17 protein-coding genes are annotated in these 12,967 nt (G+C 55.5%); 8 read left to right on the top strand and 9 right to left on the bottom strand.

The window, feature by feature from the left end; genetic code table 11:
- On the bottom strand, positions 1-908 hold a 908-nt coding region (locus LAT62_RS13775; protein ID WP_293385054.1), incomplete at its 3' end, for a YafY family protein.
- Positions 909-1,000: 92 nt separating this feature from the next.
- A complete protein-coding gene (locus LAT62_RS13770) occupies positions 1,001-3,070 on the bottom strand; it encodes an AAA family ATPase (RefSeq protein WP_293385051.1) in 2,070 nt (689 codons plus the stop codon).
- 226 nt (positions 3,071-3,296) lie between these two features.
- On the opposite strand from LAT62_RS13770, the gene LAT62_RS13765 reads away from it, so the two are divergent.
- Entirely contained in the window at positions 3,297-3,905 is a 609-nt protein-coding gene (locus LAT62_RS13765; RefSeq protein WP_293385048.1) for a hypothetical protein, read from the top strand.
- Between the two features lie 32 nt (positions 3,906-3,937).
- On the opposite strand, the gene LAT62_RS13760 is transcribed toward LAT62_RS13765, so the two are convergent.
- Both LAT62_RS13760 and LAT62_RS13755 read right to left on the bottom strand, forming a co-directional pair.
- A complete protein-coding gene (locus tag LAT62_RS13760) occupies positions 3,938-4,126 on the bottom strand; it encodes a DUF1289 domain-containing protein (RefSeq protein WP_293385045.1) in 189 nt (62 codons plus the stop codon).
- A gap of 1 nt (position 4,127) precedes the next feature.
- Positions 4,128-4,499, bottom strand: coding sequence for a hypothetical protein (locus LAT62_RS13755; RefSeq protein WP_293385042.1), 372 nt, complete (start codon positions 4,497-4,499; stop codon positions 4,128-4,130).
- Positions 4,500-4,654: 155 nt separating this feature from the next.
- Here LAT62_RS13755 and LAT62_RS13750 point away from each other — a divergent pair, with 155 nt between their 5' ends.
- The 6 genes from LAT62_RS13750 (at position 4,655) to LAT62_RS13725 (ending at position 7,983) form a co-directional block, all read left to right on the top strand.
- The gene (locus LAT62_RS13750; protein ID WP_293385039.1) at positions 4,655-4,933 is read left to right on the top strand and encodes a type II toxin-antitoxin system RelE/ParE family toxin; all 279 of its coding nucleotides are present in this window, start codon (positions 4,655-4,657) and stop codon (positions 4,931-4,933) included.
- Between the two features lie 9 nt (positions 4,934-4,942).
- A complete protein-coding gene (locus tag LAT62_RS13745) occupies positions 4,943-5,245 on the top strand; it encodes a HigA family addiction module antitoxin (protein WP_293385036.1) in 303 nt (100 codons plus the stop codon).
- Positions 5,246-5,318: 73 nt separating this feature from the next.
- Complete coding sequence (locus tag LAT62_RS13740; protein ID WP_293385033.1) at positions 5,319-5,555, top strand: type II toxin-antitoxin system Phd/YefM family antitoxin; 237 nt, start codon at positions 5,319-5,321, stop codon at positions 5,553-5,555.
- Positions 5,556-5,960: 405 nt separating this feature from the next.
- Positions 5,961-6,413, top strand: coding sequence for an excisionase family DNA-binding protein (locus LAT62_RS13735; protein WP_293385030.1), 453 nt, complete (start codon positions 5,961-5,963; stop codon positions 6,411-6,413).
- Positions 6,414-6,419: 6 nt separating this feature from the next.
- Positions 6,420-6,986 carry a putative toxin-antitoxin system toxin component, PIN family gene (locus LAT62_RS13730; protein WP_293385027.1) on the top strand — a complete coding sequence of 189 codons (567 nt, stop codon included), beginning with the start codon at positions 6,420-6,422 and terminating at the stop codon, positions 6,984-6,986.
- Positions 6,987-7,296: 310 nt separating this feature from the next.
- Positions 7,297-7,983: a hypothetical protein gene (locus LAT62_RS13725; protein ID WP_293385024.1), complete on the top strand. Its 687-nt coding sequence runs from the start codon at positions 7,297-7,299 to the stop codon at positions 7,981-7,983.
- Between the two features lie 214 nt (positions 7,984-8,197).
- Here LAT62_RS13725 and LAT62_RS13720 read toward each other — a convergent pair whose 3' ends face one another.
- The 3 genes from LAT62_RS13720 to LAT62_RS13710 all read right to left on the bottom strand — a co-directional run bounded on the left by LAT62_RS13720 (position 8,198) and on the right by LAT62_RS13710 (position 10,555).
- A complete protein-coding gene (locus tag LAT62_RS13720; protein ID WP_293385022.1) occupies positions 8,198-8,776 on the bottom strand; it encodes a hypothetical protein in 579 nt (192 codons plus the stop codon).
- A gap of 67 nt (positions 8,777-8,843) precedes the next feature.
- The gene (locus LAT62_RS13715) at positions 8,844-9,410 is read right to left on the bottom strand and encodes a hypothetical protein (RefSeq protein WP_293385019.1); all 567 of its coding nucleotides are present in this window, start codon (positions 9,408-9,410) and stop codon (positions 8,844-8,846) included.
- A 68-nt stretch (positions 9,411-9,478) separates the two neighbouring features.
- Positions 9,479-10,555: a hypothetical protein gene (locus tag LAT62_RS13710; RefSeq protein ID WP_293385016.1), complete on the bottom strand. Its 1,077-nt coding sequence runs from the start codon at positions 10,553-10,555 to the stop codon at positions 9,479-9,481.
- Between the two features lie 302 nt (positions 10,556-10,857).
- Here LAT62_RS13710 and LAT62_RS13705 point away from each other — a divergent pair, with 302 nt between their 5' ends.
- Positions 10,858-11,280, top strand: coding sequence for a hypothetical protein (locus LAT62_RS13705; protein WP_293385012.1), 423 nt, complete (start codon positions 10,858-10,860; stop codon positions 11,278-11,280).
- Positions 11,281-11,290: 10 nt separating this feature from the next.
- On the opposite strand, the gene LAT62_RS13700 is transcribed toward LAT62_RS13705, so the two are convergent.
- Together LAT62_RS13700 and LAT62_RS13695 are read right to left on the bottom strand one after the other, a co-directional pair.
- Positions 11,291-11,815 (bottom strand): hypothetical protein, encoded by a 525-nt coding sequence (locus LAT62_RS13700; protein ID WP_293385010.1) that lies wholly within the window; start codon positions 11,813-11,815, stop codon positions 11,291-11,293.
- A gap of 578 nt (positions 11,816-12,393) precedes the next feature.
- Positions 12,394-12,967: DUF4113 domain-containing protein (locus tag LAT62_RS13695; RefSeq protein ID WP_293385007.1), on the bottom strand; the 574-nt coding region annotated here is incomplete at its 5' end.

The following is a 12,967-nucleotide window of genomic DNA, read 5'->3' as shown; positions in this document are numbered from 1 at the left end:
AGCCACCACTGCATGGCCTGTTCGTCGTTGACGCGGGCCTGCAGATAGCCCCAACCGGAGTCATCCGGGAAGGTCAGCGTCTGGCCTTCCGTCAGTGGGGTTTCGCTCAGGCGCACGCGCAGCTCCGGGCTGACCCAGGCTTTCAGTTCCACGAGCTCGGCACTGGCCGCATAGCCGAAACCGCCGCTGGCTATGTAGGCGTCCACATCAAAATCCGGCTGCGGGCGATAGGCCTGATCGCTGATGCTGACAGCAGAGAACCGATGCAGGGCAAACTGCAGTATGTCGTTGTAGGTTTTCACGGTGGCCAGCAGGTAGGTCACGCTGTCGCGATGCACCAGGCCCTGAGGATGTATCACATACTCGTCCGGTGTTTCCTTGGTGCGGGTCTGATAGGTGACTTGCAGAGCCCGGCCCTGCAACAGGCCTGCCGTTACCTGACGCCAGATGTCCGGGTCGATCGGTGCCGGCAGCAATGAGCGGCCCTGGCTGATGGCCCGCACCTGGCGGCGCCAGCGTGCCAGGTGATTGCTTTCCAACCCATCCAGAAACTGGCGGGCTTCGTTGACCTGCGGCGCGATGGCATCCATCACCGTGCTGGGCAGCAAGGGCCTGAGATAGTCATCTGCCAGTACCAGGGTCAGCGCCCTGTCCGCATCCATACCGGGAAACGAACGCGAGTAATGCGAATCGAATGACCAGCGATGCGGCTTTTCCGAGTCATCACACTGAATCGGGAAGAAGTATTCCATGCGTTTCAGGTCGCGCTGCAAGGAGCGCAGCGTGATCTGAAACCCCTGCTCTTCCAGTTTGCTCTGCAGCGTGGTGGTGGCAATGCGCCCGGGTGCGGCAGGGATCATCTGCAGCATCTTGATCATGCGGGCCAGGGTGTCGTGGTGTTCAGGCATGGAGCATCCTTGCGGTACAGGCTTTATGGTCGTGTTTTATCACCTACCACAGCCCTGCGACAAGTCAGGTCGCACTGTTGAGAGCTGCCTGCTCAAAAACCAATCCGCCGCTTGTTGCTGCCTTTCAGTTCACACTCACCTGCCAACCGGTGGATGAAGTCATCAACCTGTTGGATGGGATGAAACCGGCTCTGGCGGGTGACGGTAGCAAAGTCTCCCGGGGTCAGATTGGGAAGCTGGCCAACCCGCTTCGAGTGGTTTTGCGTGACCGGCTTCAGGTTCATTTGCTTGCAGTGGTGGCGGAACAGTCGAATGGCCTGCTCTGACTTCAATGGTCGGAGCTCCAGCTTCAGGTCGAAGCGGCGCAGCGATGCCTCGTCAAGCCCGGCCAGTCGGTTGGTCGAGGCGATAAACAGCCCCCGAAAGGCTTCCATCTGGGTGAGCATTTCATTGATGGCAGTCACCTCCCAACTGTTGCGCGCACTGCTTCGACTGGAGAGAAAGCTGTCCACTTCATCGAGCAACAATACAGCGCCATCGCGATCGGCCTTCTCGAATGCCAGGGCAATGTTCTGCTCGGTTTCGCCGACATAGGCTGATACCAGATCAGACACCTTGTGACTGTGCAGGGGCCGATCCAGCTTTTTGGCCATCCATTGCGCCAGCGCCGACTTGCCGGTACCGGGCTCTCCGTGCAGGCAAAGGCGAGCAGCGCCATGCTGTTGCAGTCCATCAAGCAAAGCCTGCGGCGTGGGGCTCGAATGTATTACCCGTGGATCAAAATGATCCACACAGGTCTGTTGGAGCTGGCGTTTGATATCCCGATGGCCCTGTGCTTCCAGCGTGTTGGTGACAAGGCGCTCCAGCCAGGCGCTGCGCTGTTCAATGGACTTGTCAGCCGCCGATGCCCTGACCACTTCAGCCGACCGTGCCAGAACAGCCGGGGCCAGGGTTTCCAGGTTAGACAAGCGCTGCAGGGTCTGGTCATCGACCAGGCCTTTGCCATATCGCTTTGCGATTCGCAGGCGATACGATCTGGGCGGTGTCGGTATGGGAAGAACCAGATCAAAGCGCCGGATAAAGGCATCGTCCACACTCTGTATCCGGTTCGTTATCCATATTGTGGGCGCCGGATTGGACTCCAGCACGGTGTTCAGCACATTTTTCTCGGTACCCGCGTCATTTGCCAACTTGACGATTGGAATATCGTCAAAGATATCTTCGGCATCGTCCACCAACACCAGGCTGGTACCGCCGGTCAGCAATGACTGGGCAGCATGAAACAGCCGCATGCGATCATGGCCCAAGCTGGGGCCATCCCGATTGGGGTTATAGTCCAGCTCAAACAGCCGGGCTCCCAAGGCACGCGCGATGACTGCCGCCAGTTGTGTTTTGCCCGTGCCGGGAGGCCCATGCAGCAGTACGTTGGTGCCTGCCGTTTTGTTTTTCAGTGCCTGGCCAAGGTGAGTCTTGAGGATCTCGGTCTCGACGCGCAGATGTGCGAAGTCGCGCAGCGTCAGTTTGGGTGAAGGTGCATCGCGCAACAGGGTACTCAGGAAGTTGCTGACAGAAATGGGCTCGGACAAGAGCTGATCGGGTAGCTCCGGGGTCAGGAACCTCAGGTCTACCAGGCTTTCAAACCCGTCATGATCCTGCAGCAGCCCGGATTGCATCAGGCGGCTGTTCAATCTCAGGACTTCTCTGATCTCATTGACCGGTACGTCCAGAATGACGGAATAGGCGGTATACATTAAGCGAGTCGAAATGGGGACCTGAATCAGGTTGAAGGTGTCCTCCAACTCCTGAACGGTCTGGAATACCGCTACGGCGGCTACCAGGGCTCGTTCAACATTGTTCAGTTTCAGCAACTCACAGATGGCGTTGACGTTGTCAGTCAGTGGCTGGAGGGTCTGCACGGCATTGAGTTCGGCCTCTTTCTTCCGGTCCCGCAGCGCTGCAAGCAAGGCTCGACCGCTGTCTTCACCGGTCTCTTCATCAAGCCACTGCTCAAGGCCTAGCAGGCTTGCTATGCCACTGTCGTTCAGCCCTTCCTTGCGCAGGCTGTTGACCAGGGGATGGAACCCGGTCATCAGGCGCAACACCCAAAGGCGCGCCAGTTGGGTTACCTGTGGATCATTCACCACGGCAGAGTGCGCGGACATGCGTGACATTCGAAGGCGACGGAGACGACGACTAGGCATAGTTAAGCTCACTCGGGATATTCGTTGACCTTGGCGCAACAGAATAGAATCAGGCTGCGACAAATCAGGTCGCAAGCCCTGTATCAGGTCAGCCAGTCTGAAGGCGTCAGCCGATTCTCGAGCCAGCGACACAAGGTGACGCACCCCCCTGTTAGGCTCGACTCGAGTTAGTCCTCAGGAGACCGCCATGAGTGAAGCCCTTCAGCCATTGATCCAAAGCCGCCTCAGTCAGGTCGATACCTCTGACCTGCTGCATCGGCTGGGCTATGCGCCCGACAATCAGCGCGCGCTGGAGCGCCTGATGCTGACAGTGGAAAGCGACGACTATGGACTGCGCCAGAGCCGGTTCGACTTTCGCTACAGTGGCGCTGATTTCCTGCGTGCCCTGTGTCGTCAGTTGGACATCGCGCCGGAACCGGTGGAAGCGGAAATCCGCCGTGTACAGGATTCACTGCGAGAAGAGACCATGGCCTACCGGCCTTTCATCTGGATCGACACACATTTTCGGCGCGCCAGCCAGCCCCTGTTTGCACTGGCTGCCTGTGAATCCCAGCGACACATCGGGCTGGACTGGCGACTGGCGGCCAAAGCACCCTGGGAAGAACAACTTCGGCAGGTTCGTGCCCGCATTGCGCGGCACTGGCAGGAGACGCAGGGCGAGCTCGGGATCTGGGGACAGGTACAGGAATATTGGTATTTCTACGCCGAGGGGCAGGCCGTTCGGCTCAAGCCCACGGGCGAACTGATTGAGTCTCATCAAGGTTCAGTGCCCAGCCGGGCATCCTTAAGCCTGTGACTCAATGCTAAATAAGGTGCTAAAGCCCTGCATCAAGAATCAGAGGCGGATTTCTTCAATTTCTTGAGGCGCAGGGCAGCATTGCGCACCGTGGCCATTTTTTCCGGTCGCTTCATGCTCTGCCACTGCCGGATTTCCACCGTGGTGCGCCCGCAGCCGACACAGACATCCCCGGACAACTTGCAGACGTCAACACAGGGGCTTTCAATTGCCTTCGCCATATCAGTGCCGGCTCCTTCGTAGTTGAGCAAGTCGCGCCTGCCAGTCGCCCGCCTGTGCCAAGGCGCAGGCTTCTTCGCTGTCAAATTGCGTGCAGGCGGTGAGGTCCGGCACCTCAATGTCGGCTTCTGCCAGCGCAGCCTGGGTCAGTGCTCGCATGCGTTCGCCATGGCCGTCAGCCAGTGCGCGGTCCAAAGAGGCCTGGCTATCGAAGATCCAGGTCACCCGCAGGCCGGCCGAGAAGTCCTCACCTGCGGTATCGTGCGTCAACCAGCTAAAGCCGGGCACTTCTGCCTTCGCCGTCTCGCACGCCTCCGTCAGTGTGGCCACGAGCTCGCGTTCAAGCTGTTTCGATTGACGTTTGGTTAGGGTCATTGGTTGCGTCCTGGTACTTGGAACCGATCACTGGCGCAATGGTGCAGGATCAGGGTTGTGACAAGCAAGTAAGAACTAGTGTACTTTCTGGCGCAGTCGTTTCCCAAGACCACATAACGCTTGCCGTTAAACGCTATGCGCTATAACATCCAAGTATGATCAAAAGCTTTCGCTGTAAAGACACTCGGGCCTTGTTTGAAACAGGCAAAACCAAGCGATTTTCTGCAATTAAGGCTGCTGCTGAGCGGAAGCTGATTATGCTCGAGGCCGCTGAAGTTTTGGATGATCTCAAGCTGCCACCCGGAAACCGGCTGGAGCCATTGGCAGGGAGCCGGGAAGGTCAACACAGTATCCGCATCAACAAACAGTGGCGGGTATGCTTTCGCTGGACAGACGATGGTCCGGAGGATGTTGAAATTGTGGATTATCACTGAGGAGAACGCATGATGACTCGTAATGGTATGCGCCCTATACACCCCGGAGAGATTCTTCGGGAAGAGTATTTGAATCCTCTGGACATGAGCGTGAGCGCACTTTCCAGAGCATTGCATGTGCCGGGAACCCGGATGAATGAAATTGTTCGTGAAAACCGGGGCATCACTGCAGATACTGCACTTCGGCTTGCCCGGTACTTCGGCACCAGCGAACGCTATTGGCTGAACCTGCAAACCGAGTATGAGCTGCGCAAGGCCCAGATCAGCAACGGCGATCAAGTCGCTCAAGAGGTTCAGCCACATGCTGCGTGAACCCTGCCTGAGGGGAAAGTACCGAAAACGAAAGGCAGCCTCAATGACCAGGCCCCATGACTAGGTATCAAAGATGCAGCAAGAACACGTGACGAAATCACAATTCAAGGCCAAAGCCCTCGAATATATGCGCCGGGTGGAGACTTCAGGCGAGTCGCTTGTGATCACTGATCGCGGGCAGCCAAAAGTCGAGATTCGCCGCTATCGATCTGATCAGCGGTCACCGCTGGAAACTCTGAAGGGAAGCGTGGTTGACTTTGACGCGCCAACAGAACCGGTGGCAGAAGACGACTGGGAGGCAGTTTCTTGATCGTTCTGGACACCCATGCAATCGTGTGGTGGGTGACTTTCACAAAGACCCTGCAGACAGAATGATCGCGGCACTGGCCCGACACATGACCGTTCCCCTGATCACCGCAGACAACAAGATACGTGCTTACAAACATGTAAGGTCCCTCTGGTAATGGGAGGTTGGCATCGAAACCACGGCTCGGATCAGGGCTTTCAGTTCGGTGGTAAGGCTGTTGAGATCATTAGTCAGATCGCACAAGAGATGCCGGTGCATTTTGGCCTGAATCTTGGTGCCAAACCAAGAGAACAGGGTTGCTGGTACACCTCAGTATGAAACTGTTCATTACAGAACTCCTGTTTCGTTTATTTCGTTTGTGTGGCAAAATTGCCAGTATATAAATTCTGAAGCAGTGGGAACTGACAGATGGCAACGCAAAATGTCGTTCAGCTACCAAATCAGTCTGAGGTTGAGCAGGCAAAGCAGTCCAGCCGAACGCTGTCGAAATATACCGATGCTGACCGCGTTCAATTGTCATTGCGTGGTGACAATGGTGAAGCGGACGACCTCATTCTGCCCGGGCATGTGCTGCAGATTCTGTTAGATGTACTTTCAGAAATGTCTCGCGGTAATGCGGTGAGTGTTGTGCCTTACCATCAGGAACTCAGTACCCAGGAAGCCGCCAATTTACTCAATGTCAGTCGCCCGTTTCTTGTCAGCCTTTTGGAGAACGGTGACATTCCTTTCAGGAAAGTTGGTGCGCACCGCAGGGTAATGCTGCAGGACGTATTGAACTACCAGAAAGCAAATCGTCAGCATAGGAAATATGCTTTGGACGAACTGGGCAGGCTCTCTCAAGACGAAGACATGGGATATTGAAACTCGATGGGCAAGTTCACTGTCGTTTATGACGCCTGTGTGCTGTACCCCGCGCCGCTCAGGGATACGCTCATGCGTCTCGCCATGACTGATCTTTTCAAAGCCCATTGGACAGATCAGATTCATGATGAGTGGATCAACGCACTTTTGCGCCGTGGCCAGCACAGTCGAGATGCCTTGGAAAAAGTCCGAGAACTGATGGATTTTCATGCGCGGGATGCGAAGGTTTCCGGATATGAATCATTGATCGAAGGTCTGTCACTGCCAGACCCCGATGACCGACACGTGCTGGCAGCAGCCATTCACTGTGGTGCCGACGCTATCGTCACATCTAATTTGAAGGACTTTCCGACTGAAGCCCTTCAGCCCCACGGCATTGAGGTTATTCATCCAGACGATTTCATTTTTTACCAAATCGACATGGCACCATCTATCTGCTGTAGCGCCATTCGTGACCAGAGAATGGCTCTGAGGAATCCCGAGTTGGATATAGAGGCGCTCTTGGCGGTGCTGCTCAAACAACAACTGCCGCAAACAGTTGCCAAGCTACGTGAGTACACCAACTTTCTCTAAACAGCGCAACCTGCTTGCTAAAGTTAACCCTCCAAGTTATTTCGATTCACTTCCCTTTTCATACCACCCAACCAACTGCCGTGCCTTATCCAGAAGGATATCGCGCCAGTGATCAATCACCTCCAGATTGGTCTACTCTTAATCCAGCTAGATGATTCGAGTGCCAAGACTATTCCAACAAGAAAAGGGAGCCCCTCTCATGCACTGCCGGCAACAGCCCACAATTGTTTTTCCTGCGCTTGTCGCTTCATGTCTGTTGGCGACCTCGGTGTCAGCCTCTGCTCAGACGCTGCCAAGCGACGTCGAGAGTATGACCGGCATTTGGGCGGAGCACTGCTCAGATCCCGACGATTTTTTCTCGGTCATCGGTGCCGATGCGGTGATTGACATGAATCCGGACATTGTTTTCCACACTGACCTTGCCAGAAGTTGGCTTGCAGAGGAGGGATCTGAAATTTCGTTGCACGAAGACGGAGAAGTGATGCGCCTGCAATTCGCAGACGGTGAATTTCTCGAGCTTTACTCCTGTGATGCCCTGCCCGGACAGAATGGCGTATTTTTCAGCGAAGCTGTGCAGTTCAAGCTAGACACTGCGGAACTGGGTACCACATGTGAAGTTGATCGTCAGGAATGCCTGAACCAGTTCATGTCCATGGTGGATATGGGTAATACCGGAAACATCAACGAAGCTGACTTGAGCCGGTTGATCCGTATTACCACCTTCTTTGGCATGGTCGATGAACAGGAAACTTCAACGCAGGATCTGATTGGCGCCCAGGTGCTCGCCATGGCATTGGCACCCACTGTTGCTCAAGCATTTATTCGCAATTTCGATTACGACGGCGATGGCGCTTTGAGCCTGGATGAGCTGCTGGTCAATCGCGGGCAACTGGAACAAGACCTGGCCGGCCTGACAGGCGATACCGCAAGTGGTCTGGAACAGTCGCTACGGCAACAGCTCGATCAACTGATTCCATTGCTGATGCAACTGCAATAGAGAGGTTGTCCGCCCGCAACAGGCGTTGCTTGGATCAGCGCTTTTTGCTGGCCTTAGTCCAGGCAATGGCAAACTGAACCATCAATACGACGAGTCCTAAGGCAGTGGCAATCAATATCGACATCAAGAGCTCCTTTTCTCATACTCTTACGCCATCAGTCTAAACCGAGACTTGTTTGGCAGCTATTACTGTTGATTCGGCAGCCAAGTGCGTCTAGTCGCCTGAGTCTTTGGGCGACTCCACCACTTCCAGACCAAAATGCCCTGTTGCACGCAACGCATCCAACTCCGACTGACTCTTCTCCCGGCCACCCTCGCCAAAGTCGGGATCGACACAAAACGCCGGGACGAGTTCCTGATAAGTGTTTCCCGAAAAGCCACTCCAGAAACCGTTGGAATGAATCACCAGCGAGTAGGACTTGCTGGGCTTCAATAAACGAATCCCCGTCTCGAACACAGTGCGCGGCAACATAAATCGGTCCAGTTCCGGAACGCATTGGGTCGCAGAGAAGATCCAGTCTCGGTCGTTGCGTTCAATCACCACATTCAGGCCCATTGCTCTGGTTCTATCCAGCAACCGTGCAAGTGCGGTATTTACCTGGCGAGGCGATTCGAAACGGTACAAACGGCCGCTCTTTATCGGCATGTCACCCAGCACGTTGGCATCGAATTCAACCCAGCCGTCGAACAGGTCCTCTACGTAGTCACACTCTGCGGCCCCATCAAGACGGTCAGACATCCTTTGTGCCTCTTTCTGCTGACGGTATTGATTGAAATTGATGATATCACTCATGGCGGTCTCCCGATGTGCGAAGGTATATCAAAGCTATCATGGCCTCAGGTGCGCCTGAGACCATTGGCTACAGGTACAGTGCGTCCAGTTCCAGATGGCAAATCGCGGCCGGTATGGCTCCGGTCTCGAACTCCTCCGACGCATATTCCGAATCCTCCTCCAGTTCATCTGAATCCATGGGTGGCATAAAAACGGCCGGGATCAGTTCCTCATAGTCATGTCCTTCTTCTGCAGACCAATAGCCGTCATGGGACAAAACCAGTTCGTAATTCTTGTGATGGTCCATCAGGCGCAGGCTGTTCTCAAACACATCCCTCGTTCGAATCGGATCGTCCAGGCAATACTCCGACCTGTAGAGCCGCACATGGTAGCCGTCATCTTCTTTCCTGATCACAACGCCCAGGTGTGGAGTGGCGGGGTAGCGGGAAAACCCGTATCTGAACACCCAGGCCACGAACGCTTTGACATCTTTCGGTTGGTCGAATCGATACCAGGCAGCTTCCATGATGATCCAGCCCTTGAACGAGACCGATTCGGGCAACTGCCAATCAAGGGTTGGGATTTCAATGCAGAGCCGTGACGGCTCTTTTCGGTAATGGTCGAGATAGACGACTTTGGGTGGCTTCTCTGACATTGCTTTTCCTCCAGACAGAAATCATTACTGAATCTTCGCACGCCTGTTCATGCGCCTGATGCTGTTTTTCAGCCCACATCCATGTCCAGTTGGTGCGCTTGATTCAACTGGCCAGCCCATCTCAATCCTTGCGAGGCTGCCATCTCCATCACCATCTGTCTGAATGACGCGAGCGGTTGGTTGCTGAACCCTGCCAATGAAAAGGTCATGTGGTTGAGCACTGTCGTCCCATCAGAGTTGATGACCAGCAACTCTGCCTGTGTCTCATTGCTTCCTGGCCCCAGAGCCAGAAGCTTCGCGCCCTCTCTCCCACCATTCAGTCCCATCAAGGCACTGCCGGCATCGAGTCGATACTCTGCCAACCTTCCGAGCTCGAGTGATTCGTAGAACTGCGCCAGCCCAACTGCAAACTGGCGTCCGGGCTGCGGGAAATGGTGGCCCATTTTTTCGCACCAGCGCTGGTGCTGGGGCCAGTCACGATAGTCGAGAGCCCGGATGGCAGAAGCCATCTTCTGTGGCAACAAATGGCAGCCATAGTCGGCAGAGGGCAGAGTCGCAACCCCCAGCAGGAACGAGGTGATCCTATAGGGGCTGCGCCGGTGCCGGCGTTCGGGTCTCTCCTCAGCCATCATCATTTTCTGCAATGTCACTGGCGTGGCGCTGTTCTGCTCAACCAGGTAAGAGACCAGCGCCTGATTCAGATGATAGACGTCACAGACTGAAAGCTCGGCCAGGGAGTCAAAGCTGATCGGCCGCGGCAGAAAGTGAAGGGAACACTGCTCGCTCAGCAGGCCATGCTTGACCCCCAGGGCGTGGGCCTGTTCAGCAAACGACGCTGGCATCTGATGAATGGGGCAGGTTGCATTGTGCAATACCGGCACAGTGATCAGCACGCTCTGGCGAATGTCCCTCTCATGACGATAGGCCTGGATGATGGAGGCCTGCTGCAGCTCCCAGTCAGCTCTTTTTGAAGAGAGTGGCTCAGGCTGCACTGTATACAGGGATGAAAGGTCTCCTATTGCTCCGACCGCCATTGCTGTCTGTGCGGCATGTCGAAAATGAAGCCGCCCCTGGATGGACTCATGCTGCATGACGTCGCTCAAGTGCTGTTGCAGCTTTGTGGAAAACGCAGTGTCTAGCGCCATACATCTACCTCTATCTGTGACTGTTCATTCGACCTGCATGCAGATCGCCACCACTCATACCACAACCATTCGCGCGCCTGAGACTCTCTGACAATCATTGTGGAGCGCGGCTAAATGCCGCAAGCGGACCAGAGGTTGCTGTCCAGGAAGGCGACCAAACCCTCCATTGTGCCACAGCTTTTGCGGCGCCTGACGAGGTTCTAAAAACACAATGATTGGGTTCTAAGAGGAAGGCACAAGTCGGCCTCAGGCGCAGTGATTACGGGATTATTTTAACGGGCCCTACTTTTCGAGGACCCGTAATGACCAAAGTAAAACGCGTATTCATCAAAGCCCGTCAGATCACTTCTACCGTTGACAGACTCAATGCATGTTCCAGCTGCATCTACGCGTTGCCGTTGGAGTACCAGTGGCTTTCCAGCACCCTGCTAAATGCTTCCCTGAGCACCTCTGAACTCGGAATGCTGTTCTATGCCTTGTTGAATTTCGGACTTCAGGTCGCCACTGCCCGAGGTTCAATCACGAACAGGTTACTGGCAGGGGTCTCGAGCAGTTGCTTGGTTCATTGTGAGTTCCCGTGGTTTATCGATTTTTTATTTGATGGACTGTTCGAATTCATCAGATTGAAGAACCAGAGAGCGACTGCCTTTCTCTTCTCGGTGCTACTCTTGGTTTCTGAGCCGTCCAAAGATGAAAGTACGACAACAGCGCAGGAAATAGCCTGAAGTTGCCCCCTCAGCGCTCCTCCAGTGCGCGCATCAACCGCTCAGCCGTGTCGTCATCCGACTCCCTGAGCACCCAATAGATGACGCCCTGTCCGTCTATCCATACCCAGGTGCCCTGCTCATCCACAGTGAGGCCACTGGGCTCGGTATAGTTGTCATAGTCGGACAGAAAGACCATCAGGATGTCTTCGTCCCGCACCGGGGCTTCGTACTCGCGCGCGAGACCGCGCCGGATAAACCCGTGTACCAGGCGCGGTGCACCAGCGATCAGTGTCAGATGCATCACGGGCGGCAAATCGTCCATGGCTTCGGCCAACTGCTGGTGGGTATTCAGCAGCGCCCGCTGCTGCTCCTGCCCGTTTTCCTGACTGTCGCTGGCGACGATGGCCAGCAGTGTTCCCGATGAGTCTGCAAGCCGGTCATGGAGCCGGACTTCGTCACCGGAGCCGGTCCTTGCCGTCCAGTCGGGCAGGCGTTGATCGGCAACCGAGGCAGTGGCGGTCAGCAACAGCAGTAATGCAATTATTTTTTTCACTTTGAGCTCCTGACTATCCGCGTTGCCATTGTCGCCGTATCACGTTGAGCTTTTCAATTGCGCCCGAGTCCCGAGCTTGCCCCAGCCAGAGAAAGCAGCCCGACTCTGCGGTTTGGACGGCAAACACTGATCCAATGCGCAAAAGATATCGTCTACCCATAAAACCTCTGCTCTGGATACCATGGCTGACCATATCGACCAATGCCCGCTTTGTCAGCGCCAGCTGCACCTGACGTTTCATCATCTGATTCCGAAAAAGGTACACCGGCGAAAGCGATTCAGGAAAAACTTCTCGGCGTCAGAACTGGCGCGGGGCGTCTGGGTGTGTCGGGAGTGCCACAATGCCATCCACCGGTTCTTTGATGAGATGACTCTGGCCCGCGAGCTCAATGAGCTGTCATTGCTCCAATCGGAGCCCAGGCTTATAAAGCATGCCGAGTGGCTGAGGAAAAGACGTGTACGCGTGCGATAACAGAACTGGCGGCATTGTAATCGGATGATGGGCTGTCCGCAGCCGTGGCGGGGTATACCATGAACAGTCATCCGAGCCGGCAGGCTAGCGTAGACTGTCTAGGGCGTCAGCGTACCTTCGGCAACTCCGCCCACCGGCTCAGATACCCCGGCGACAACCACTCCCGTTTCATCTGCCAGTCTCGGTGGGCGCCTTGGCGTGCGAACCATATCTTGCCGAGGTTGCCGGCATTGATGGTGTCGAGCACCTGCATCAGTTGTGGGTTGTCCACAGAGGTTACTCTGCCCTTTGCGCTGGCATTCTGGTCGCTCAGCAAGTCGGGCTGCCAGGCATTGGGTTCGTAAAAATCGCTCAGCATCACGCCGGCCTTGGAGTAGGGGTAGCCGTCTCTCCAGATGCTGTCCAGCAGGCGCATGGCCATGCCCATCATGGGTCTGGTGTCCTCACTGGGTTCATGCAACTGCCCGGTCGCAGCATTGCTGTATTGCGGATCCTGTTCCCGAAACGGACTGGTTCGGATGAACACCTGCAGTGACCGGACCAGGCGCTGTTCACGCCGCAGCTTTTCCATCGCGCGGCTGAGGTAGCTGGCGACCGCCTCCTGCATCACGCTCTTCTCTGTGACCGGGGCACCGAACGATCGGGAACAGACAATCTGCTGTTTGGCCGGTGCTTCATGC

Source organism: Natronospirillum sp., assembly GCF_022565775.1.
In the GTDB taxonomy this organism is placed as follows: Bacteria; Pseudomonadota; Gammaproteobacteria; order Pseudomonadales; family Natronospirillaceae; genus Natronospirillum.
The sequence above is the reverse complement of the archived record's forward strand: the minus strand, read 5'-3'. Positions and strand labels throughout refer to the sequence as shown.

Coding starts and splice junctions, on each gene's coding strand:
- LAT62_RS13715 (WP_293385019.1), bottom strand. CDS start 9,410: ATGTCAGAGAAGCCACCCAAAGTCGTCTATCTCGACCATTACCGAAAA.
- LAT62_RS13755 (WP_293385042.1), bottom strand. CDS start 4,499: ATGACCCTAACCAAACGTCAATCGAAACAGCTTGAACGCGAGCTCGTG.
- LAT62_RS13765 (WP_293385048.1), top strand. CDS start 3,297: ATGAGTGAAGCCCTTCAGCCATTGATCCAAAGCCGCCTCAGTCAGGTC.
- LAT62_RS13745 (WP_293385036.1), top strand. CDS start 4,943: ATGATGACTCGTAATGGTATGCGCCCTATACACCCCGGAGAGATTCTT.
- LAT62_RS13705 (WP_293385012.1), top strand. CDS start 10,858: ATGACCAAAGTAAAACGCGTATTCATCAAAGCCCGTCAGATCACTTCT.
- LAT62_RS13725 (WP_293385024.1), top strand. CDS start 7,297: ATGACCGGCATTTGGGCGGAGCACTGCTCAGATCCCGACGATTTTTTC.
- LAT62_RS13720 (WP_293385022.1), bottom strand. CDS start 8,776: ATGAGTGATATCATCAATTTCAATCAATACCGTCAGCAGAAAGAGGCA.
- LAT62_RS13760 (WP_293385045.1), bottom strand. CDS start 4,126: ATGGCGAAGGCAATTGAAAGCCCCTGTGTTGACGTCTGCAAGTTGTCC.
- LAT62_RS13730 (WP_293385027.1), top strand. CDS start 6,420: ATGGGCAAGTTCACTGTCGTTTATGACGCCTGTGTGCTGTACCCCGCG.
- LAT62_RS13740 (WP_293385033.1), top strand. CDS start 5,319: ATGCAGCAAGAACACGTGACGAAATCACAATTCAAGGCCAAAGCCCTC.
- LAT62_RS13770 (WP_293385051.1), bottom strand. CDS start 3,070: ATGTCCGCGCACTCTGCCGTGGTGAATGATCCACAGGTAACCCAACTG.
- LAT62_RS13735 (WP_293385030.1), top strand. CDS start 5,961: ATGGCAACGCAAAATGTCGTTCAGCTACCAAATCAGTCTGAGGTTGAG.
- LAT62_RS13750 (WP_293385039.1), top strand. CDS start 4,655: ATGATCAAAAGCTTTCGCTGTAAAGACACTCGGGCCTTGTTTGAAACA.
- LAT62_RS13710 (WP_293385016.1), bottom strand. CDS start 10,555: ATGGCGCTAGACACTGCGTTTTCCACAAAGCTGCAACAGCACTTGAGC.